This window comes from Caballeronia sp. LZ029, from assembly GCF_031451275.1.
GTDB classification, from domain to species: domain Bacteria; phylum Pseudomonadota; class Gammaproteobacteria; order Burkholderiales; family Burkholderiaceae; genus Caballeronia; species Caballeronia jiangsuensis.
The window spans coordinates 1,572,051-1,591,499 of sequence record NZ_JARUXO010000001.1; the positions used below are offsets into that span (position 1 = coordinate 1,572,051).

The 19,449-nt window shown below is 63.7% G+C and carries 16 protein-coding genes; 11 read left to right on the top strand and 5 right to left on the bottom strand.

Annotated elements, in window-relative coordinates; translation table 11 throughout:
• Window positions 1-140: 140 nt before the first annotated feature.
• From QCE73_RS07485 to QCE73_RS07500, 4 genes are all read right to left on the bottom strand, one after another.
• Entirely contained in the window at window positions 141-1,421 is a 1,281-nt protein-coding gene (locus QCE73_RS07485; protein WP_309880481.1) for an MFS transporter, read from the bottom strand.
• Window positions 1,422-1,465: 44 nt separating this feature from the next.
• Window positions 1,466-2,467 carry a sugar kinase gene (locus tag QCE73_RS07490; RefSeq protein ID WP_309880483.1) on the bottom strand — a complete coding sequence of 334 codons (1,002 nt, stop codon included), beginning with the start codon at window positions 2,465-2,467 and terminating at the stop codon, window positions 1,466-1,468.
• A gap of 43 nt (window positions 2,468-2,510) precedes the next feature.
• A complete protein-coding gene (locus tag QCE73_RS07495) occupies window positions 2,511-3,326 on the bottom strand; it encodes a sugar phosphate isomerase/epimerase family protein (RefSeq protein ID WP_404989737.1) in 816 nt (271 codons plus the stop codon).
• 134 nt (window positions 3,327-3,460) lie between these two features.
• Window positions 3,461-4,351, bottom strand: a complete 891-nt coding sequence (locus QCE73_RS07500) for a LysR family transcriptional regulator (RefSeq protein ID WP_035507833.1) — start codon at window positions 4,349-4,351, stop codon at window positions 3,461-3,463.
• 115 nt (window positions 4,352-4,466) lie between these two features.
• Here QCE73_RS07500 and QCE73_RS07505 point away from each other — a divergent pair, with 115 nt between their 5' ends.
• The 4 genes from QCE73_RS07505 to QCE73_RS07520 all read left to right on the top strand — a co-directional run bounded on the left by QCE73_RS07505 (window position 4,467) and on the right by QCE73_RS07520 (window position 10,227).
• Window positions 4,467-5,540 carry a YeiH family protein gene (locus tag QCE73_RS07505; RefSeq protein ID WP_035507832.1) on the top strand — a complete coding sequence of 358 codons (1,074 nt, stop codon included), beginning with the start codon at window positions 4,467-4,469 and terminating at the stop codon, window positions 5,538-5,540.
• A gap of 66 nt (window positions 5,541-5,606) precedes the next feature.
• Complete coding sequence (locus QCE73_RS07510) at window positions 5,607-8,537, top strand: molybdopterin oxidoreductase family protein (RefSeq protein ID WP_309880485.1); 2,931 nt, start codon at window positions 5,607-5,609, stop codon at window positions 8,535-8,537.
• Window positions 8,538-8,548: 11 nt separating this feature from the next.
• Window positions 8,549-9,268 (top strand): 4Fe-4S dicluster domain-containing protein, encoded by a 720-nt coding sequence (locus QCE73_RS07515; RefSeq protein ID WP_309880486.1) that lies wholly within the window; start codon window positions 8,549-8,551, stop codon window positions 9,266-9,268.
• A gap of 20 nt (window positions 9,269-9,288) precedes the next feature.
• On the top strand, window positions 9,289-10,227 hold the full coding sequence (locus QCE73_RS07520; RefSeq protein ID WP_309880487.1) for a DmsC/YnfH family molybdoenzyme membrane anchor subunit: 939 nt from the start codon (window positions 9,289-9,291) through the stop codon (window positions 10,225-10,227).
• A gap of 13 nt (window positions 10,228-10,240) precedes the next feature.
• On the opposite strand, the gene QCE73_RS07525 is transcribed toward QCE73_RS07520, so the two are convergent.
• Window positions 10,241-11,482, bottom strand: coding sequence for a cystathionine gamma-synthase family protein (locus QCE73_RS07525; protein WP_309880488.1), 1,242 nt, complete (start codon window positions 11,480-11,482; stop codon window positions 10,241-10,243).
• Window positions 11,483-11,674: 192 nt separating this feature from the next.
• Here QCE73_RS07525 and QCE73_RS07530 point away from each other — a divergent pair, with 192 nt between their 5' ends.
• The 7 genes from QCE73_RS07530 (at window position 11,675) to QCE73_RS07560 (ending at window position 19,098) form a co-directional block, all read left to right on the top strand.
• A complete protein-coding gene (locus tag QCE73_RS07530; protein ID WP_309880489.1) occupies window positions 11,675-12,409 on the top strand; it encodes a glutathione S-transferase in 735 nt (244 codons plus the stop codon).
• A gap of 34 nt (window positions 12,410-12,443) precedes the next feature.
• Window positions 12,444-13,247 (top strand): aldo/keto reductase, encoded by an 804-nt coding sequence (locus QCE73_RS07535; RefSeq protein WP_309880490.1) that lies wholly within the window; start codon window positions 12,444-12,446, stop codon window positions 13,245-13,247.
• 144 nt (window positions 13,248-13,391) lie between these two features.
• Window positions 13,392-15,128 carry a ClcB-like voltage-gated chloride channel protein gene (locus tag QCE73_RS07540; RefSeq protein ID WP_035507824.1) on the top strand — a complete coding sequence of 579 codons (1,737 nt, stop codon included), beginning with the start codon at window positions 13,392-13,394 and terminating at the stop codon, window positions 15,126-15,128.
• 228 nt (window positions 15,129-15,356) lie between these two features.
• A complete protein-coding gene (locus QCE73_RS07545) occupies window positions 15,357-15,623 on the top strand; it encodes a hypothetical protein (protein ID WP_035507822.1) in 267 nt (88 codons plus the stop codon).
• 33 nt (window positions 15,624-15,656) lie between these two features.
• The gene (locus tag QCE73_RS07550; protein ID WP_035507820.1) at window positions 15,657-15,899 is read left to right on the top strand and encodes a DUF2795 domain-containing protein; all 243 of its coding nucleotides are present in this window, start codon (window positions 15,657-15,659) and stop codon (window positions 15,897-15,899) included.
• Window positions 15,900-16,417: 518 nt separating this feature from the next.
• Complete coding sequence (locus QCE73_RS07555) at window positions 16,418-16,807, top strand: DUF2946 domain-containing protein (RefSeq protein WP_309880493.1); 390 nt, start codon at window positions 16,418-16,420, stop codon at window positions 16,805-16,807.
• Window positions 16,808-16,998: 191 nt separating this feature from the next.
• Window positions 16,999-19,098, top strand: a complete 2,100-nt coding sequence (locus QCE73_RS07560; RefSeq protein WP_309880495.1) for a TonB-dependent receptor — start codon at window positions 16,999-17,001, stop codon at window positions 19,096-19,098.
• Window positions 19,099-19,449: the final 351 nt, after the last annotated feature.

The window sequence follows — 19,449 nt, forward strand, 5'->3', positions numbered from 1 at the left end:
AGTGTCAACCATGTCCCCGCGGATCTGTCAGCTATGTCCCCGGTCTATACACAGCAGCAAAGAAAGTGACTGCCGCCCCGCACAGGGGCAGTGCTAATAGACCGACGCGAACACGGGATCCACCAAAGACGAAAAAAACATCAAGACCGCACAGCAACCCCCGCCCGCACCGCAGCCTGCGGCTTAACAGCAAGCGTCAGCCAAACAGAAGCCAGCAAAGCCACACTCATGAAAACGTAAGAGGCAGCCGGCGACCCCGTCGCCCCATTCAGATACCCAACAAAATACGATCCAACGAACGACCCCAACGCCCCCATGCTGTTGATGAGCGCCATCGCCCCACCGGCGACATTCTTCGGCAGCAGCTCCGGCACGATCGCAAAGAACGGCCCATACGGCGCATACATCGCAGCGCCTGCAATCACAAGCAACGCATACGAAGCCCAGAAATTCGTCGAGCCGAGCAAGTACGATCCTGCGAAGGCAAACGCGCCGATCAGCAGGAACGGCCACACGAACGCCTTGCGCGCCTGAAGCTTGTCCGAAGCCCACGAAGCCAGCAGCATCGCGATCGTCGCGGCAAGGTAAGGCACTGCAGAAAGCCAGCCCGTCTCGACCATGCCGAGCGTCGAACCGCTCTTGAGAATCGAAGGCAGCCAGAGCACGAAGCCATACACGCCGATGCTCCAGCAAAAATACTGCGCGCACAGCTTGATCACCGCCGGCGACTTGAACGCCTCGCGATAGTTCTTCACCGGCTTGATCGCAGCCTGTTCAGCGCGCATCGTCGCATCGAGATCCTTCTTTTCCTGCTCCGAAAGCCAATTCACCTGCGCGGGCTTGTCCTTCACGATGAACCACCAGATCACCGCCCACACGATGGCAGGCACACCTTCGGCAATGAACATGTGGCGCCAGCCGAACGAATTCACCAGATAGCCCGATACGACGGACATCCACAACACCGTCACCGGATTGCCGAGAATGAGGAACGTGTTCGCGCGCGAGCGCTCGGACTTTGTGAACCAGTTCGCGATGAAGACGAGCATCGCCGGCATCACCGCGGCCTCGACGACGCCGAGCGCGAAGCGGATCGCCATCAGCGATGGAATGTTGCTCACCATGCCCGTGAGCGTCGCGCATCCGCCCCACAATACGAGGCTCCAGAACACGAGCTTCTTCACGCTGCGGCGCTCGGCATAGATCGCGCCGGGAATCTGGAAGAAAAAGTAGCCGAGGAAGAACAGCGCGCCGATCAGCGACGACAATCCCTTGCTGATGCCGAGATCCTGATTGATGCCCGCAGCCGCAGCGAAGCCGTAGTTGGCGCGGTCGAGATACGCGAGGCTGTACGTGATGAAGACGATCGGCATGATCGCCCACCAGCGGCGCACCGCAAGCTTGGGAGTCGTGGATTGCATGGTTGTCTCCGAACGCAATTCGGTTGAGTCTCTCGGTTGCTGGCTTAAGCCAGATCGAACGCGGCTTTGGCCGTCTTGTCGTTGGAATCTTTTGCTTCGAGCACGTCGAGCGCGGCGCGCGTCGGCAAGCCTTCGCTGTCGCCGATCACCTGAATCGCCAGCGCGCCGATACGGTTGCCGCGCGCAATCGCGTGTCGGATATCGCGTCCTTCCAGCAGCGCGCTCACGACGCCGACCGCGAAGCCATCGCCCGCGCCGACCGTATCGACCACGTTGTCGACCGGCACGCCCGGCACGATGCCCGCTTCGCCATCCGCCGTGCGGAAGTACGCGCCGTGCGCGCCGAGCTTGACGACGACACCCTTCGCGCCACGATCGAGGTAGAACGCGGCGATGTCTTCGGGCTTCGCATGACCCGTCAATGTCAGTCCTTCGGACACGCCCGGCAATACCCAGTCGGCCAGCGCGGCGAGCGCGTTGAGCGACTCGGCCATCGCCTCGCGCGACGGCCAGAGCGTCGGGCGCAGGTTCGGATCGAACGAAATCGTCTTGCCTGCGGCACGCATTTCGCGGGCCATGTGGAAAGCAAGTTCACGCGAGCTCGCCGATATCGCGGGCGCCACGCCCGTCAGATGCAGATGACGCGCGCCGAGCACGTAGTCGGCGACGTAATCGTCGAGCGACAGGTGGCTCGCAGCCGAGCCCTTGCGGAAGTATTCGACTTCCGGATCGCTGCCGTCGTCGCACTTGCCTTTGAGCTGGAAGCCGGTCGGATAGCGCTCGTCGATCGTCACACGGCTGGCGTCGATGCCCTCGGACGCCAGCACGTCGAGCACGTAGCGCCCGAACGAATCGTTGCCGACGCGGCTCATCCAGCCCACCTTGAACCCGAGGCGCGACAGGCCGATCGCGACGTTCAGGTCCGCGCCCGCGATGCGCTTCGTGAATTGACCGGCCTTCGCGAGATCGCCGGTGACAGCCGCGACGAACATCGTCATCGCTTCGCCGTAGGTGACGACGTCGAGAGCTTCAGACTTGGCTTGCATGTCGGGTCCTTTGCAGATGAATGCTGAATGCAAAATGTGTAATTCAAAATGCCGCGATTCGTGCGACCTGGCGCGTGGCGTCGGCGTCGAGCGAAACGTCGGCGCCCGGGATGAACGGATATTCGATGCCGCGCGGCACATCGCCCGGCAAGTGCGCGAGCAGCGTCGCAAAGCGTGCGTCGCCGTTCGCGGGGGCCGCGGCGAAACGGCGCGCGCCCTCGCCCATCACCGCCTTGCAGTGCACGTAGGCGACATGCGGTGCGAGGCGCCTGGCGGCGTCGAGCGGATCCTGCTCCGCCCAGTGCCAGTTGCCGGTGTCGAAGGTCATCGCGAGGCCGCTTTGCTCCGGCAGCGCGGCGAACAGCGCGTCGAACGCGCCGATCGTTCCGCCCGCCTTCAGTTGCCCGTTCTCGACGACGACGCGCGCTTTCGACGCGGCAATTCCTGTCATCAATCGGTCGAGCGTGGCCGGATCGGTCGCGACGCCGCGCTCCGTGCCGCCCAGTTGGAGCTTGACGATGCGCGCGTTCAACGCGGCCGCTTCGCCGATGGCGAGTTCGAGCGCCGCGCGATCGAGCGAGCCGTCATCATGAAAAAGCGTCGCGGGCGTCGAATACACGGCCCACAAACCCAGCGCGCGGAGACGGTCGCCGAGTTGTGCAAGCGATCCCGGCTGCGCGTCGGCTTCGTTTGCGAGCAACTCGCGGCGTACTTCGAAGCCGTCCGCACCCGCGCGCGCCGAGGCGGCGGCCCAGAACGCGTGACCGTCGCGCCGAATCGCGTCCGCGCCGAACGCGCTCGCGACGATCACAACTTCGGTGCCTTCTCTATCGATCCGGGAAATATCGTTCACTTGCATCTCGCTGTCGGTTTCAGTGCCAAAACCAGTTTGGAACCGGTTCCATAAACGATTTTCAAAAAAGACGCCGCAGCGCCCCGTGTTGAGATCGAATGGTGCGTCAGACCGCTATCGACGCGCCATAGTGGAATTCCCTAGCCGAGCAAACCCGGCTCGTCGCACAACTCCAGAAAGCGCGCCGCGACGCGCGACGGCGTCGCGGCATGCGGCAGCAGGATGGAAAAGCGCCGCGTGAGCGGCTGGGGCGCGATGCGCACACGCTGCAGCGCGCTGTCCTCGTGACGAATCGACATCGCCGAGACGAAGCCGATGCCCATGCCCGCGCGCACCGCCTCCTTCACGCCCTCGACGCCCGCGATTTCCAGCGCGACGCGCATCGGCGCGTCGCAGTCCGCGAATGCGCGCTCGATCACCTGCCGCACGCCGGAACCCGGCTCGCGCAGCACGAGCGGATGCTCGCCCAGTTCGTCGAGCGTGACGGATTCGCGCCCGTCGGCGAGCGGATGGCCGTTCGGCAGAATCGCGACGATTTCGTCCTCGCGCCACGACGTAACGGTCGTGCCGAGCGGCAGATCGTGGCCCGGCGAGCCTTCCACAAGCGCGATATCGAGCGAGCCGAGCGCGGCGACGATATCGGCGGTATTGCCGTCTATCGTCGTCACGACGACATCCGGATAGCGCTTGTGAAACGCCGCGATCAGATACGGCAGCAGATAGCTCGCGGGCGTCGTGCTCGCGCCGATGCGCAGCGTGCCGCGCTCGAGCCCGCGCAACGCGTCTCGCAGCGCATGCGCCGCGCGGAACGTCTCGCGCAGGCGCTCCGCGTGGCCGAGCAACTGTTCACCGGCGGCGGTCAGACGCACGCCGCGGCCGTCGCGCTGATACAGCGGCTCGCCGAATTCCTCCTGCAGAAGCCGCAACTGGCCGGACACCGCGGGCTGCGACAGATGCAGCGCCACCGCCGCGCGGCTGATGTTGCCGTGCTCCGCGACCGTCGCGAAAGTTATCAGTTGTTCCGGGGTCATCTTCCGTAAATATCAGCTCGTCCGATACTTGTCATTCTAAATCACGATTTTTCATATTGATATATCGGGAATAGGATTAGCCCATCGAGTCATCCAATCTAAAACGGGTTCATCCATGTCCACGGTTCAGTCCGCACACACTCTCGCGCCAGCCGCGTCTTCCACACGGGGGCAGCTCAACGGCATCCTGTTCGTCGCGTTGTTCGCGGCCGCCGTCACGCGCCTCGCCAGCATCCCCGCTGTCGCCGGTCTCGGGATCAGCCCGCTGATCGTCGGCATCGTCGCGGGTGGCATCTACGGTAACGCGTTGCGGCACGGTATGCCCGATAGCTGGGCGGCAGGCGTCAACTTCTCCGCGCGCAAGCTGCTGCGCATCGCGGTAGCGTTTTTCGGGCTGCGCGTGAGTCTCCAGGAAATCGCGCAAGTCGGCGTGTCGGGCTTCACGGTGTCGGTGCTGGTCGTCGTCAGCACGCTCGTGATCGGCACGTGGGCAGGCATGAAGCTGATGAAGCTCGATCGCGACACCGCGCTCCTCACGGCAGCCGGCAGCGCGATCTGCGGCGCGGCGGCGGTGCTCGCGTTCGAATCGACTCTGCAATCGAAGCCGCACAAGAGCGCGATGGCCGTCGGCAGCGTCGTCTTGTTCGGCACGCTCTCGATGTTCCTCTACCCGCTCGCGCTCAACGCCGGCTGGCTGCATCTTGATACGCTCGGCGCGGGCCTGTTCTTCGGCGGCACGATCCACGAAGTGGCGCAGGTCGTCGGCGCGGCGAGCAACGTGAGCCCGGAAGCGACGCACATCGCGACCATCGTCAAGATGACGCGCGTGATGCTGCTGGTTCCCGTGCTGCTCGTGATCGGCTTCTGGATCAGCCGCTCGCGTGCCGCGTCGGCGGACGGTTCGGCGCAAGGCAAGGGCAAGATCGCGGTGCCCTGGTTCGCGCTCGGCTTTCTCGCGCTCGTCGTCGTGAACTCGCTGCACGTGCTGCCCGATGTCGCGACGAGCACGATCAACACGCTCGACACCTTCGCACTCACGATGGCCATGACCGCGCTCGGCATGGAAACGCGCATCGCGCAGATCCGCCAGGCCGGCCCGCGTGCCCTCGCCACCGGCGCGATCCTGTATGCGTGGCTCGTCGGCGGCGGTCTCGCTATCACGCTCGGCGTCGAAAAGCTGTTCGGCTGATCGATGCACTGAAGTACCCATCGCGCGAGTGTCCCCCTCGCGCGAAACGCTTTTGGAGGAGCACTCATGGAACACGGCGCTCGTACCCAGAACGAAAAGCTCGATGTCAAGACCACGACGTGCTACATGTGCGCATGCCGCTGCGGCATCCGCGTGCATCTGCGCGATGGCGAAGTCCGGTACATCGACGGCAATCCGAACCACCCGCTCAATCAAGGCGTGATCTGCGCGAAAGGCGCGTCGGGCATCATGAAGCAGTACTCGCCCGCGCGTCTCACGCAGCCGCTGATGCGAAAACCCGGCGCACTGCGCGGCGAAGCGCAATTCGAGCCGGTCTCATGGGAGGTGGCGCTCGACACGCTCGAAAAACGTCTCTCGCATCTGCGCGCCACCGATCCGAAGAAGTTCGCGCTCTTCACGGGCCGCGATCAGATGCAGGCGTTGACCGGCCTCTTCGCGAAGAACTTCGGCACGCCCAACTACGCGGCGCACGGCGGCTTCTGCTCGGCCAACATGGCCGCCGGGATGATCTACACGATCGGCGGCTCGTTCTGGGAATTCGGCGGCCCCGATCTCGATAGCGCGAAGCTCTTCTTCATGATCGGCACGGCGGAAGATCATCATTCGAATCCGCTCAAGATCGCCCTTTCGAAGTTCAAGCGCGCGGGCGGGCGCTTCATCGCGATCAATCCGATCCGCACGGGCTACGCTGCCATCGCCGACGAATGGGTGCCGATCCGCCCCGGCACCGACGGCGCGCTCTTCATGGCGCTGATCCACGAACTGATCGCCGCCGATGCCTGGGATCACGAGTTCGTCACGCGTTACACGAACGCGGCCGAACTGCTCGACATGAACGAAGCGAGCGATACCTTCGGGCTTTTCGTGAAGGACGGCGAGACGCCCGAGTCGAATGCGCTCTTCCCGCAAAATCATCTCTGGTGGGATACGAAGACGAATCGCGCGGTCGCGCATCATGCCGATGACGCCGAGCCCGCGCTCGATGGCCGCTACACGCTCGAAGACGGCACGCCCGTCGCGCCCTCCTTCGCGCTGTTGCGCGAGCAGGTGGCGTCGTGCACGCCCGAGTGGGCCGCCGACATCACCGGCATTCCCGCCGCGACGATCAAACGTCTCGCCGCCGAAATGATCCAGGTGGGCCGCGATCACAAGATCACGCTGCCGATCGAATGGACCGACTGCTGGGGCAAAAAGCACGCTACCGTGACGGGCAATCCCATCGCCTTTCACGCGATGCGCGGGCTCGCCGCACACTCGAACGGCTTCCAGTCGATCCGCGCGCTCGCGGTGCTGATGTCGCTGCTCGGCACGATCGACCGGCCGGGCGGCTTCCGTCACAAGTCGCCGTTTCCGCGCGCGGTGCCGCCGTCCGCCAAACCGCCGAATCATCCCGATCAGGTCAAGCCGAACACGCCGCTCGCGAGCGGTCCGCTCGGCTGGCCCGCCGCGCCCGAAGACCTCTTCATTCACGACGACGGCACGCCTGTGCGCATCGACAAGGCGTTCTCGTGGGACTATCCGCTCGCGGTGCACGGCGTGATGCACAGCGTCATCACGAACGCGTGGCGCGGCGATCCGTATCCCATCGACACGTTGATGATCTTCATGGCCAACATGGCATGGAACTCGTCGATGAACACGATGGAAGTGCGCAAGATGCTCGCCGACAGAAATGAGGCCGGCGAGTACAAGATTCCGTTCATCGTCGTGTGCGACGCGTTCCAGTCGGAGATGACCGCGTTCGCCGATCTCATCCTGCCCGACACGACCTACCTGGAACGTCACGATGCGATGTCGATGCTCGATCGCCCGATCTCCGAGTTCGACGGTCCCGTCGATTCGGTGCGCGTGCCGGTCGTGCCGCGCACGGGCGAATGCAGGCCGTTTCAGGAAGTGCTGGTCGAGCTCGGCAGCCGCCTGAAGCTGCCCGCCTTCACGACGCCCGAAGGCACGCGCAAGTATCGCGACTATCCGGATTTCATCATCAATCATCAGACGGCGCCGGGATCGGGCGTGGGCTTTCTGATCGGCTGGCGCGGCAAGGACGGCAAGGATGCGCTCGTCGGCGAGCCGAATCCGAACCAGTGGGAAGAGTACGCAAAGCACGATTGCGTCTATCACTACACCTTGCCCGAATCGCTGCAATACATGCGCAACTGCAACGGGCCTTATCTGCAGTTCGCCGTCGACAAGGGCTTTCGCAAGTTCGGTGAGCCGATCCTGATCCAGCTCTATTCCGACGTGATGCAGAAGTTCCGCCTCGCCGCGCAAGGGCGCACGAAAGGCCGGCAGCCGCCCGAGCATCTGCGCGCGCGCATCGAGCAGTATTTCGATCCGCTGCCGTTCTGGTACGCGCCGCTCGAACTCGATACGACCGACCTCAAGACGTACCCGCTCGCGGCCGTCACGCAGCGCCCGATGGCGATGTATCACTCGTGGGACTCGCAGAACGCGTGGCTTCGGCAGATTCACGGCGAGAACCTGCTGTACATGAATCCGCTCATGGCGAAGGCGAACGGCATCGAGGATGGCGGCTGGATCTACGTCGAATCGCAATGGGGCAAGGTGCGCTGCATGGCGCGTTACAGCGAGGCGGTCGAGCCGGGCACGGTGTGGACATGGAACGCGATCGGCAAGGCGTCGGGCGCGTGGAGTCTCGGCCCCGATGCCAACGAATCGCAACGCGGCTTCCTGCTCAATCACCTCATCACCGATGAGCTTCCGGCGTCCGGAAACGAAGGCACGCGCTTCTCCAACTCGGACCCGATCACCGGTCAGGCGGCGTGGTACGACGTGCGCGTGCGCGTCTATCCAGCCGAAGCCGATGCGAGCCACACGCTGCCGCAATTCGCGCCGATGCGCCCATCGCCCGGCATGCCGGGTCCGATCCAGCGCGTCGTGCAGACGTACTTCGCCGGGCGCGGCGAGTTCGCGGCGCGTTTGCGCAATGTCATCAAGCGAAACCCAGGCAACTGAAGGAGACCATCATGACTCAAATGGCCCTCGTGATCGACCTGAACGTCTGCGTCGGATGCCACGCGTGCGTGACGAGCTGCAAGGAATGGAACACGTCCGGCGAAGCGGGCAGCCTCGCGGATCAGCGCCCTTACGACGCCGATCCGTCCGGCACCTTCTTCAACCGCGTGCAGACCTATGAAGCCGGCGAGTTTCCGCTTGCCGACACGATCCACTTTCCGAAGTCCTGTCTGCACTGCGAGGACCCGCCGTGCGTACCCGTCTGTCCGACCGGCGCGAGCTATAAGCGCAAGGAAGACGGACTCGTGCTCGTGGACTTCGACAAGTGCATCGGCTGCAAGTACTGCGCGTGGGCGTGTCCATACGGCGCGCGCGAGCTCGACGAAGAACGCAAGGAAATGACGAAGTGCACGCTGTGCGCGGATCGCATCTACAACGAGGCGCTGCCCGAGCGCGATCGCAAGCCCGCATGTGTGCTCGCCTGTCCGACGTCGGCGCGTCTCTTCGGCGATATCCACGATCCGGAGTCGGTGGTGTCGAAAGCGATCGCGGAACGCGGCGGCTATCAGCTGATGCCCGAGTGGGAGACGAAGCCCGCGAATCATTATTTGCCACGGCGTCCGGTGAACGCGTGCGGCAGCGGCGGCTCATGCGGCTGCCATTCCGCCGACGAAGCCGCGCCCGAAACGCACGGCGACCTGAATCTCGCGGCGATGGCCGTGCGCGTCTGACTTTTCATCGGAGCTCAACCATGAAACCCGCGTTTTCCGTCGTGTTTCTCACGACATTGAGCGGCGCCGCGCAAGGCTTGCTGATCGCGCTCGTCGGCGTCGAACTGTTCGCGAAGCTCGGCTTGACCGGCGCGCCTTCGCAGATGTTCTTCGTCATCGGCGCGGCGTTGTCGGTCGTGCTCGGCGGCCTCGGGCTGCTCGCCTCGTTCTTTCATCTCGGGCATCCGGAGCGCGCCTGGCGTGCGATCGCGATGTGGCGCACGTCGTGGCTCTCGCGCGAATGCCTGTGCCTGCCTGCGTTTCTCGCGTGCGATGCGCTGTACGGCATCGCGCATTGGATCGGCACGCCGTGGTCGCTCGTCATCGGCGTGATCGGCGTGATTGCTTCGGCGGCGCTTTTCGTCTGCACCGCGATGATCTACGCATGCCTGCGCTTCCTGCAGGAGTGGGCGACGCCGCTCACGATGGTCAACTTCGTGCTGCTCGGCTGCGCGTCCGGCTTCACGCTCGCGACCGCGTGCGCCGCGTGGCTCGCGCCGTCGTCGGCGGCGGGGCTCGCGGCTTGCGCGTGCACGTTGACGCTCGCGGGCTGCGTGACGCGCGTCGCCTCGCTCAGGCGCAATGCCCGCTTGCGGCCGAAGTCGACTGTGCAAAGCGCGACGGGCATCAAAGGACCGAACGTCGTGCAGAAATCGCGCGGCTTTACGGCGGGTGCGTTCAATCTGCGCGAGTTCTTTCACGGACGTTCGGCCGAAGCGATCAAGCGCATCAAGTGGACGTTTCTCGTCGGCGCGTTCGGCGTGCCGTTCCTGCTGATGCTGATCGGCATCGGCGCGCAGTCCGTGGCGCTGTTCTGTCTCGCGTTCGTCACGCAGTATCTGGGACTCGTCGCCGAGCGATGGTTCTTCTTTGCCGAAGCGCGGCATCCGCAGAACATTTACTACGCGCGCGCTTCGTGATTCGCGTTGTCGTTCACACCGCGAGCTTCAGCGCCTGATCAAAATCGCCGATGAGATCACCAATATCCTCGATGCCCGCGGACAAGCGCAGCATGCCGTCCGAAATGCCCATCGACTTGCGCACTTCGGGGCCGGCTTCGTAGAAGATCGTCGGCGCGACGGGAATGATCAGCGTGCGTGTGTCGCCCAGTCCCGTCGCCTTGATCGGCAATTGCAACGCGTTGACGACGTCGATCATGCGGCCCGCGTCGCGCAACTCGAACGACAGCAGCCACGACGCGCCCTTGAACAGCGCCTGCGCGATCTCGTATTGCGGATGACTCTTCAGCCCCGGATAGAACACACGCCCGATAGCCTCGTGCTGCTCCAGAAACTGCGCGAGCGCGAGCGCATTCTCGCTGCACTTCGCGACGCGCAATGCGAGCGTTTCCGCGCCCATCGCGATCGAATGCGCCTGCTCCGACGACAGCGACGCGCCCATGTCGCGCAGCCCCTTCTTGCGGATCTGCAGGAGCCCTTGCTCCTTCGACGGCGAGCGGCGGTAGTCATCGGCGATATTCGGGTACTGGCTCCAGTCGAAAAGGCCCGTGTCCGTCACCGCGCCACCGAGCGCCGCGCCATGTCCGGCGATGGTCTTCGTCAGCGAATTGACGACGAGACTCGCACCGACCGCCTTCGGCCGGAACAGCGCGGGCGACGTGATCGTATTGTCGACGACATACGCGAGACCACGCTCGCGGCACAGTTCGCCGATGCCCGCGAGGTCGGGAATCTGCGTGCCCGGATTCGCAATGGTTTCGACGAACACCATGCGCGTGTTCGGCCGGATCGCGCTCGCGACGTTCGCGGCCGATGTCGAATCGACCATCGTCACGTCGATGCCGAGCGTTCGCAGCGTGCCGAAGAGGCTGTTGGTGTTGCCGAACACGTAGCGGCTCGACACGACATGATCGCCCGCGCGCAACAGCGTGAGGAACACTGCCGTCAGCGCCGCCATGCCCGTGCTGAAGCAGATCGACCCGACGCCCTCTTCGAGGTTCGTGATCTTGCGTTCGAGCGCGGCCGTCGTCGGCGTGCCCTGACGCGCGTAGTTGAAGCCGCCTTTTTTCGTGCCCTGAAAGACGCCGATCAGATCCTCCACGCGCTCGAATCCGTACTGAACCGATGTGTGGATCGCCTGATGCACGCCGCCATGTTCCACGCCCACGTTTCTGTCGCCGTGGACGATGCCTGTGGTGAAGCCTTGCTTGTCCATCCCTTCTCCGCTGCGTCGAAAACACAAAACATCGATTTTGGCACGATCCGCGCAGATTCATGGCGTCGCCGCGAAACGGGAACGCGTGTTGCTCGCTCGCCATTTCGTACGCGCGTTTCGCAGCACGCCAAAAAACGCGCACACTCAACCGTCGCCGCGGATGCGGCACGCCTCGACGAGGAGCCTTTTCTCATGGCTTACGAACTCCATTACTGGGACGGATTGCAGGGCCGCGGCGAATTCGTCCGGCTCGCGCTGGAAGATGCCGGAGCCGAATACATCGATGTCGCCCGCGAATCGAAAGCGCACGGCTACGGCACCGACGCGATGATGAAAGTCCTTAACAGCAAGACCGAGCCGCACATCCCTTTCGCCCCGCCGTTTCTCAAAGACGGCGAACTGATCGTGCCGCATGTCGCGAACATCCTGCTGTATCTCGGACCGAAGCTGAAACTCGCGCCGAAGGACGAAGGCCTGCGCTACGTCGCGCATGGCCTGCAACTGACGATCGCCGATTTCGTCATGGAAGTGCACGACACGCATCATCCGCTCGCGACCGATCTCTACTACGAAGATCAGAAGGACGCGGCCAAGATCCGCACGCAGAATTTTCTCGACAAACGCGTGCCGAAGTTCATGAAGTATTTCGAGCGCGTGCTGAAGCAGAATCCGCACGGCGACACGCAGATGATCGGCGATGCGGCAACTTACGTCGATCTTTCGATCTTCCAGATCGTCGACGGCCTGCATTACGCCTTTCCGCGCGCGATGAAGAAGTTCGGCGCACAGTATCCGCGCGTCGCGGCGATCCACGACGCGGTGCTGCAAAGGCCGAACATCGCGGCTTATGTCGATTCGGAACGGCGCATCCCGTTCAACGAGTCGGGCATTTTCAGGCACTATCCCGAACTCGATCAGGACGCTTGAACCGCTCGAATCCCAACGCAAACCAGGAGCCAGCATGGTAGAAACGATTCCTTCCTTCGGTCTCGGCACGTTCCGCGTCGATGCCGCGAAAACCACGAACGCCGTGAAGAGCGCCTTGCAGATCGGTTACCGTCATATCGACACCGCGCAGTACTACAACAACGAGGCGGCCGTCGGCCAGGGCGTGCGCGACTCCGGCGTGCCGCGCGACGACATCTGGGTCACGACGAAAGTCTGGTGGGAGCGGCTCTCGCGCGATGCGCTCGTCGCGAGCCTGAAGGACAGTCACGCGAAGCTCGATATCGGCACGATCGATCTCGCGCTCGTCCACTGGCCGTCGCCCGATGGCGCGGTGCCGATCGCCGAAACGCTCGCGGCGATGCAGGAAGCGCAGAAGCTCGGTCTGATCCGTCATTACGGCGTGTCGAATTTCACCGCGCCGCTGCTCGAAGAAGCGCTGAAGGCGCCGGGCGGAAAAGAGATCGTCACGAACCAGTTCGAAGTGAGCCCGTTTCTCGCGAACCGCAAGCTCGTCGATGCGACGCAGCAGCTCGGCGTGAAGGTGACCGCATATATGCCGCTCGGCGAAGGCCGCGCGCATACCGACGCGACGCTCAAAGCCATCGCGGAGAAGCACGGCGCGACGCCCGCGCAGGTGACGTTCGCGTGGCTGCTGTCGCGCGATATCGTGGTGTTGTCGGCATCGACGAATCCGGCGCATCAGCAGGCCAACTGGGATGCGCAGAAGCTCAAGCTCGACGCCGACGACATCGCGAAGATCGACGCGCTCGACGAAGGCAAGCGCCACGCGAATCCGCCGTTCGCGCCGAAGTGGTGACGGGCGGCCCGTGAAACGAAGCCCGGCCGTGAAGGCCGGGTTTTTTTATGCCTGTCGCAAGCACGCCCGCAATGCCGCCCTGCAATGCTATCCTTGCGAGTCCCTTATTCCGTTTGCTTCTAAGCTTTCCACGATTTCGTAAAAGTGCTCTCATTCCTGCTCAAGCTCCGGACACGCGCGCAACGGCTCTTCCGTCTCTCGGACTCGCATACGATGCTCGTCTGGGCGGTCGTCGTCGGCGTGGCGGGCGCCTTCGCGACGTCCGTCTTTCGTGAAGGCATTCAGGTCCTGCAGCGTCTTCTGGGCAATCCGTCGGAAGGACTCGTCGCGCTCGCGCATGTTCTGCCCTGGCCCGTGCGCGTTCTGCTGCCGGCCGTCGGCGGGCTCATCGCGGGCGTCTGTCTGCTGATCGCGCGCCGGCACGCCAGCAAGAACGCGAGCACGGACTACATGGAAGCCGTGACCATCGGCGATGGCGTCGTGCCTGTCTGGCAAAGTCTCTGGCGCAGCCTGTCCTCGCTCATCACGATTTCGAGCGGCGGTTCCATCGGCCGGGAAGGCTCGATGGTGCAGCTCGCCGCGCTCTCGTCGTCGCTGATCGGGCGCTGGGTCCACTTCGATCCGCCGCGCCTGCGTCTGCTCGTCGCGTGCGGCGCGGCGGCCGGCATCACGTCGGCGTACAACGCGCCCATCGCCGGCGCGTTCTTCGTCACCGAACTCGTGCTCGGCTCGATGGCGATGGAAAGCTTCGGGCCGATCGTCGTCTCGTCGGTCGTCGCCAATATCACGATGCGCGAGTTCGCGGGTTATCGCCCGCCGTACGAGATGCCGGTGTTTCCGACCGTCACGGGCGTCGAAGTGCTGCTCTTCGTCGTGCTCGGGCTGTTGTCGGGCGTGCTCGCGCCGCATTTTCTGCGACTGCTCGCGGCGTCGAGGAAGCGCTTCTCGACGCTGCCCTTGCCGTTGCCGCTGCGCCTCGCGCTCGGCGGCCTGATCGTCGGCGTTATTTCGATCTGGTGGCCCGAAGTCTGGGGCAACGGCTACGAGGTCGTGAACTCGCTCCTGCACGAACCTTGGACGTGGACCGCGCTGCTCACCGTGCTCGTCTTCAAGCTCATCGCGACGGCCGCCACCGCCGGCTCGGGCGCGGTCGGCGGTATCTTCACGCCAACGCTCTTCGTCGGCGCGGTGCTCGGGTGTCTGTACGGCATCGGCGTGCACACGATCTGGCCGGACTCGACTTCCGCGCCCTTCGCCTACGCGATGGTCGGCATGGGCGCGTTCCTCGCCGCCGCGACGCACGCGCCGCTGATGGCGATCCTGATGATCTTCGAGATGACGCTCTCGTATCAGGTCATGTTGCCGCTGATGGTGTCGTGCGTGATCGCCTACTTCATCGCGCGCACGTCCGAGCAAACGTCGATGTACGAAGTCACGCTGCGCCGCAATCGTGAGGAGAAAGAGCGCGTGCGCCTCGCCGCAACGCAGATGCGCGAGCTCGTCAAGCCCGCGGATACCGTCGTGCCGCTCACCGCGAACATCAAGGACATGACGCGCGTGTTCCTCGAATATCCGGTGAAATATCTGTACGTCGTCGATGAAGCCGAGCGCTTTCGCGGCGTGGTCGCGCTGAAGGACATCACCTCCGATCTGCTCGACGAGCACGACACCAAAACCAAGACCGCCGCCGATTATCTTCAGCCGCAATTCGACGTGCTCACGCCCGACATGTCGCTCGGCGAAGCGCTGCAGCACTTCCTCGCGTTTCAGGGCGAGCGGCTTCCGGTGATCGAGAAAAAGACGCAGCCGCTGCTGCTCGGCGTCGTGTACAAAACCTCCCTTCTGGACGCATACTTCCGTTTGAACCCGACGTCGCGCTGAAACTGCGCAGCCGTGCAATTTCGCGGCGCGCAACGACGCGTGCGCGCGTGATTCGCGCGAGTCGGATCGACTTCACAATTCACTCGAAGTATGTCCGCGCGACGCCCACTCGTCGCGCCCGTGTGCGCATCGTCCGAACGGACCGCGTGCACGGCGAGCGGTGCAAAGGCCCATCGGCATAGGCTTTGCTTGGTGCCTTTCGCTGCTTACGTGAGGAGGGGTTGCCCGATGAAGACCTCAACGTTGTTGTCGATGGCCCTGGTTTCGGTCTCGTGCTATGCCGCGCCGCTGCATACGAGTTCGACAGACGAATCGACCGCCACTATCACCGCGACGCGCGCCGCGCTGCGTATGAACGCCGCGCCCGTTGCGCCGCCCGCGCCCGAAATTTCGTCGCAGGACCTCGACCATGCGCGCTGGCGACACGTGCCGCTGCCGAAGTCCCGAACGCCGAATCACGGCATGGCGAGCCAGCCCATTCAGGTGCAGACCTGAGCGCCCTCCACCGACTCGACCCTGGACCTCGGAATGACCGACACGCACGCAAAACACGCCTTGAACGACGAGCCGATCGACGACGAAATCGCCCAGGTGCTGCGCCTCGTGAAGTATCCCGCCAACAAGGACGCGATCGTCGATGCTGCGCGGGAAGCGGGCGTATCCAACGACGTCATCACGGTGTTCGACGGGCTGCCCGAGCAGGATTACACGGACGCGAATTCCGTCGAGCAACTGCTGGGCAGCAACGGCGGACCGGGCATTTCCATCTGATCCCGTCAAGGCGCGCGAACGATGCGCGCCGGTGCGTGCGCGCGTTCGGTCAGGTCGTACAAAACGTGGTTCATCAAACACTTAACGTCGATACGCGCGCCTTTTCAACACTGCTATCCACAGAAAATGTGGATAAGTCGGGCATCGCACCGATGCGCCTCGCGAGCGCGAAAAAGTGGCGCGATCCGCGTCGCTCGGGGATTTCAGCGCGAAATCAAGAAACTAGGTGAGTCGCCAAGCGGTTTTCCACAGCCCTTTCCCCTTGCGCTGGGGATAAGTTATGCAAGGCCCGACACGCATTGATGCGCCACGAGGCGCACGTGACTTTTCCTTGGGCATCAGTCATTTAGCAGACTTTTGAGCGCCTTTTCAACAGGGTGCTCCCCAGTTCGTGGGGACAACCCGCGACGACATGCCCGCCGTCTGATCCCAGGAATTTCTGTCCGTTTTGCTTTGTAATACAAAGTAACCCGATGGCATAATCCCCGCACTCGGGATCTGAACAAACCTTCACCCTCATGCGCGGTCGCGTCCATCAACGAACGGGTTCACTGCTGGCATTGCTCGCAATGCTGCTGATCACGTTCGCGCCGATGGTCTCGCAACTGCTCGCGGCGAATGCGCATGTCGGCGACCTGAGCGCCGAACTCTGTTCGGCGCATGCGTCCGCTTCCACGGTCGAGCTTCCTGCCGGCCATCACGATCCGGACGCGCTCGCGCATCTCGACGATCAGGCCTGCGGCTACTGCCATTTCTTCGCTCATGCGCCCGCGATCTCGAGCGCACGCGCATCCGCGACGCTCGACGTTCCGGCGCGCCGCACCGTCGTCGTCGCGCGGATTGGCGACGAGCGTCCCGCTCCCGCGTTCACCACAGCGCAACCACGCGCTCCACCGGTTCTCATCTGATTTCGTCAAAACGGATCGATGCCATCGCGGCATCGAATGGCGTCGCACGTCCATAACGTCGCGCCGCGCTCCTTCATCACGAATTCAAGAAGAACCATGCTCACTCTTTCAGCGAGGGGCGGCGTCAGGCCGTCCGTACATCTGCGCGTCGATGGCGCGTCCCGATCGCACGACATCGCGGGGACGCAATCATGAAGCGTTCCGCCCGAAGAAGCATCTTCGTGACCGGCATGACCGCGATGTTCGCCACACGCGCATTCGCACAGACCACGGAAACCGGCGAGCCCACGACGCTTCCCGCCGTGATCGTGCAGGGACAGGCGCAACATTCGCTGACATCGCAAAACGTCGCCGACGAGAAGCGGACGCTCGATCAGACAGTCGGCTCCGTAGGCTTCGTCGATAGCGCCGACTACCAGAACACCTATGCCTTCACGCTGCGCGACGTCCTCAAGAACGTGCCCGGCGTGTTCGTGCAGAACCGTTACGGGCAGGAGTTGCGCGTGTCCATTCGCGGCTCGGGGCTCGCGCGCGGCTACCACACGCGCGGTCTGGAGATCCTCCAGGACGGCATCCCGACCAATCTCGCCGACGGCAGCGGCGACTACTATCAGATCGATCCGCTCGCGCTGCAATCCCTCGATGTATACAAGGGCGGCAACGGCCTCGCGTATGGATCGTCGATGATGGGCGGCGCGATCGACTTCGTGACGCCCACCGCCTACACCGCCGACGCGCCCAACATCCTGCGGCTCGAAGGCGGCAGCTTCGGCACGGTCAGAGGCAGCGCGCAGTTCTCGCGCGTGATGGGACCGCTGGATTTCATCGGCACGTTCTCCGTGAACCATGCGGACGGCTATCGCGATCACGAGCGCGGCCAGTACGAACAGTTCAACGCGAATATCGGCTATCGATTCACGCCGGACGTCGAGACGCGCTTCTATCTCGGCGCGTATGTCGTCGATCAGCAGCTTCCCGGCACGCTGTCGCTCTCCGATGCCCTCAACAACCCGACGAAGGCATCCGCGAGCGCGCTAGCCGGCGATCAGGCGCGCGACACGCGCACCGAGCGCATCGCCAACAAGACGACGGTCAAGCTCGATGTCGGCCAGCTCGACTTCGTCACATGGGCGATCCACAAGAGTCTCTATCACCCGATCTTTCAGGTGATCGATCAGGACGGCTGGACCTACGGCTTTGCGCCGCGCTACACCGCGACGTTCAACGTCGGCGGGATGCGCAACGACGTCATCGCAGGCGCGCGCTTCTTCGGCGGCACCACGCAGGCGCGGCAGTATGTGAACGTGTCGGGCAACGAAGGCGCGCAGACGCTCGACTCGACGCAAAGCGCCTACAACTACGAGGCGTATGTCGAAGACCGCCTGTTCTTCCTGCCGACGGTCGCGCTGATGGCCGGCTTCAAGGCGTTGCGCGACGTGCGCAAGTACGTCGATCACGGCGGGCTCGCGGCCGATCCGACCTACAAGTCGGCGAGCGAGACGTTCAGCGGCGTGAATCCGAAGCTCGGCGTGATGTGGCAACCGAATCGCGAGATTCAGGCGTATATCGACATCACGCGCAGCCAGGATGTGCCAGATTTCACCGATCTCACGCAGACCTTCGCGAACACCACGCGCTTCACGCCGCTCACGTCGCAGCACGCGTGGACGCTCGAACTCGGCACGCGCGGCACGCGCGATCGCGTGAGCTGGGATGTCACCGCGTATCGCTCGCTCGTGCGCGACCAGTTGCTTCAGTACACGACGAATCCCGACATCCCGGCATCGACGTTCAACGCGAACAAGACGGTGCTGCAGGGGATCGAGGCGGGCGTGTCGGTGGATGTGTGGCGCGATATCACGCACGCGGGCGCGGGCGACAAGATCACGCTGTCCGGCTTGTGGAACCTGAGCGACTTCCGCTTCAAGGACGATCCGCAGTACGGCAACAACCGCATCGCGGGCGTGCCGGTCAACGTGCTTCGCGCGGTGCTCGGCTACTCGCGGCCCAACGGCTTTCACGTGTCCGCATCGGTCGACTGGGTGCCCGCGGGCGCCTGGGCCGACGACGCCAACACGCTGCGCGTGCCGGGCTATACGCTGCTGGGCATGCAGGCGGGGATGGATTTTCGCAATGGCCTTTCGGTCTTTCTCGATGCGCGCAATCTGACCAACAAGCGTTATGTGAGCGACATCAGCACCATTGCGAATGCGCAAACGGCGTCGTCGACCGCGATCTTCTATCCGGGCGAAGGCCGTAGCATTTTCGCGGGCGTGCGGTACGCGTTTTAAGTAGAACTGTCTGCAAGCCGCCAAGCCAATCTCGGCAGTGGCACTCGCTGTAATTCGTCGGATTCCAGCGAGTGCCACACATCACTTTCAGATGTTTCCGATTTGATGGACCTACTTGGACCAGCTACCGTCCCGGCCGCGGGTGGCTGCACAAGCCAGGTATTACATACTCCTCACTATGTGCAGAAGTCCCCGCCAGTGCGTTGAACCAACAATAACGTGACCCGCATACGGGTCATCTTCGAAGAGAACAAGCAGTGAAAAACGCAAACGGTCGAGCGCTCGCGCCCCTGGGCGACAAGACCGGCATGTCAAAACCCACTCACCCCCGCACCCTCGGGCTGCGCTGTA

Bases quoted from the DNA above. Each gene is read 5' to 3' on its own strand.
- QCE73_RS07485 (WP_309880481.1), bottom strand. From the start codon at position 1,421: ATGCAATCCACGACTCCCAAGCTTGCGGTGCGCCGCTGGTGGGCGATC.
- QCE73_RS07490 (WP_309880483.1), bottom strand. From the start codon at position 2,467: ATGCAAGCCAAGTCTGAAGCTCTCGACGTCGTCACCTACGGCGAAGCG.
- QCE73_RS07495 (WP_404989737.1), bottom strand. From the start codon at position 3,326: ATGCAAGTGAACGATATTTCCCGGATCGATAGAGAAGGCACCGAAGTT.
- QCE73_RS07500 (WP_035507833.1), bottom strand. From the start codon at position 4,351: ATGACCCCGGAACAACTGATAACTTTCGCGACGGTCGCGGAGCACGGC.
- QCE73_RS07505 (WP_035507832.1), top strand. From the start codon at position 4,467: ATGTCCACGGTTCAGTCCGCACACACTCTCGCGCCAGCCGCGTCTTCC.
- QCE73_RS07510 (WP_309880485.1), top strand. From the start codon at position 5,607: ATGGAACACGGCGCTCGTACCCAGAACGAAAAGCTCGATGTCAAGACC.
- QCE73_RS07515 (WP_309880486.1), top strand. From the start codon at position 8,549: ATGACTCAAATGGCCCTCGTGATCGACCTGAACGTCTGCGTCGGATGC.
- QCE73_RS07520 (WP_309880487.1), top strand. From the start codon at position 9,289: ATGAAACCCGCGTTTTCCGTCGTGTTTCTCACGACATTGAGCGGCGCC.
- QCE73_RS07525 (WP_309880488.1), bottom strand. From the start codon at position 11,482: ATGGACAAGCAAGGCTTCACCACAGGCATCGTCCACGGCGACAGAAAC.
- QCE73_RS07530 (WP_309880489.1), top strand. From the start codon at position 11,675: ATGGCTTACGAACTCCATTACTGGGACGGATTGCAGGGCCGCGGCGAA.
- QCE73_RS07535 (WP_309880490.1), top strand. From the start codon at position 12,444: ATGGTAGAAACGATTCCTTCCTTCGGTCTCGGCACGTTCCGCGTCGAT.
- QCE73_RS07545 (WP_035507822.1), top strand. From the start codon at position 15,357: ATGAAGACCTCAACGTTGTTGTCGATGGCCCTGGTTTCGGTCTCGTGC.
- QCE73_RS07550 (WP_035507820.1), top strand. From the start codon at position 15,657: ATGACCGACACGCACGCAAAACACGCCTTGAACGACGAGCCGATCGAC.
- QCE73_RS07555 (WP_309880493.1), top strand. From the start codon at position 16,418: ATGCGCGGTCGCGTCCATCAACGAACGGGTTCACTGCTGGCATTGCTC.
- QCE73_RS07560 (WP_309880495.1), top strand. From the start codon at position 16,999: ATGAAGCGTTCCGCCCGAAGAAGCATCTTCGTGACCGGCATGACCGCG.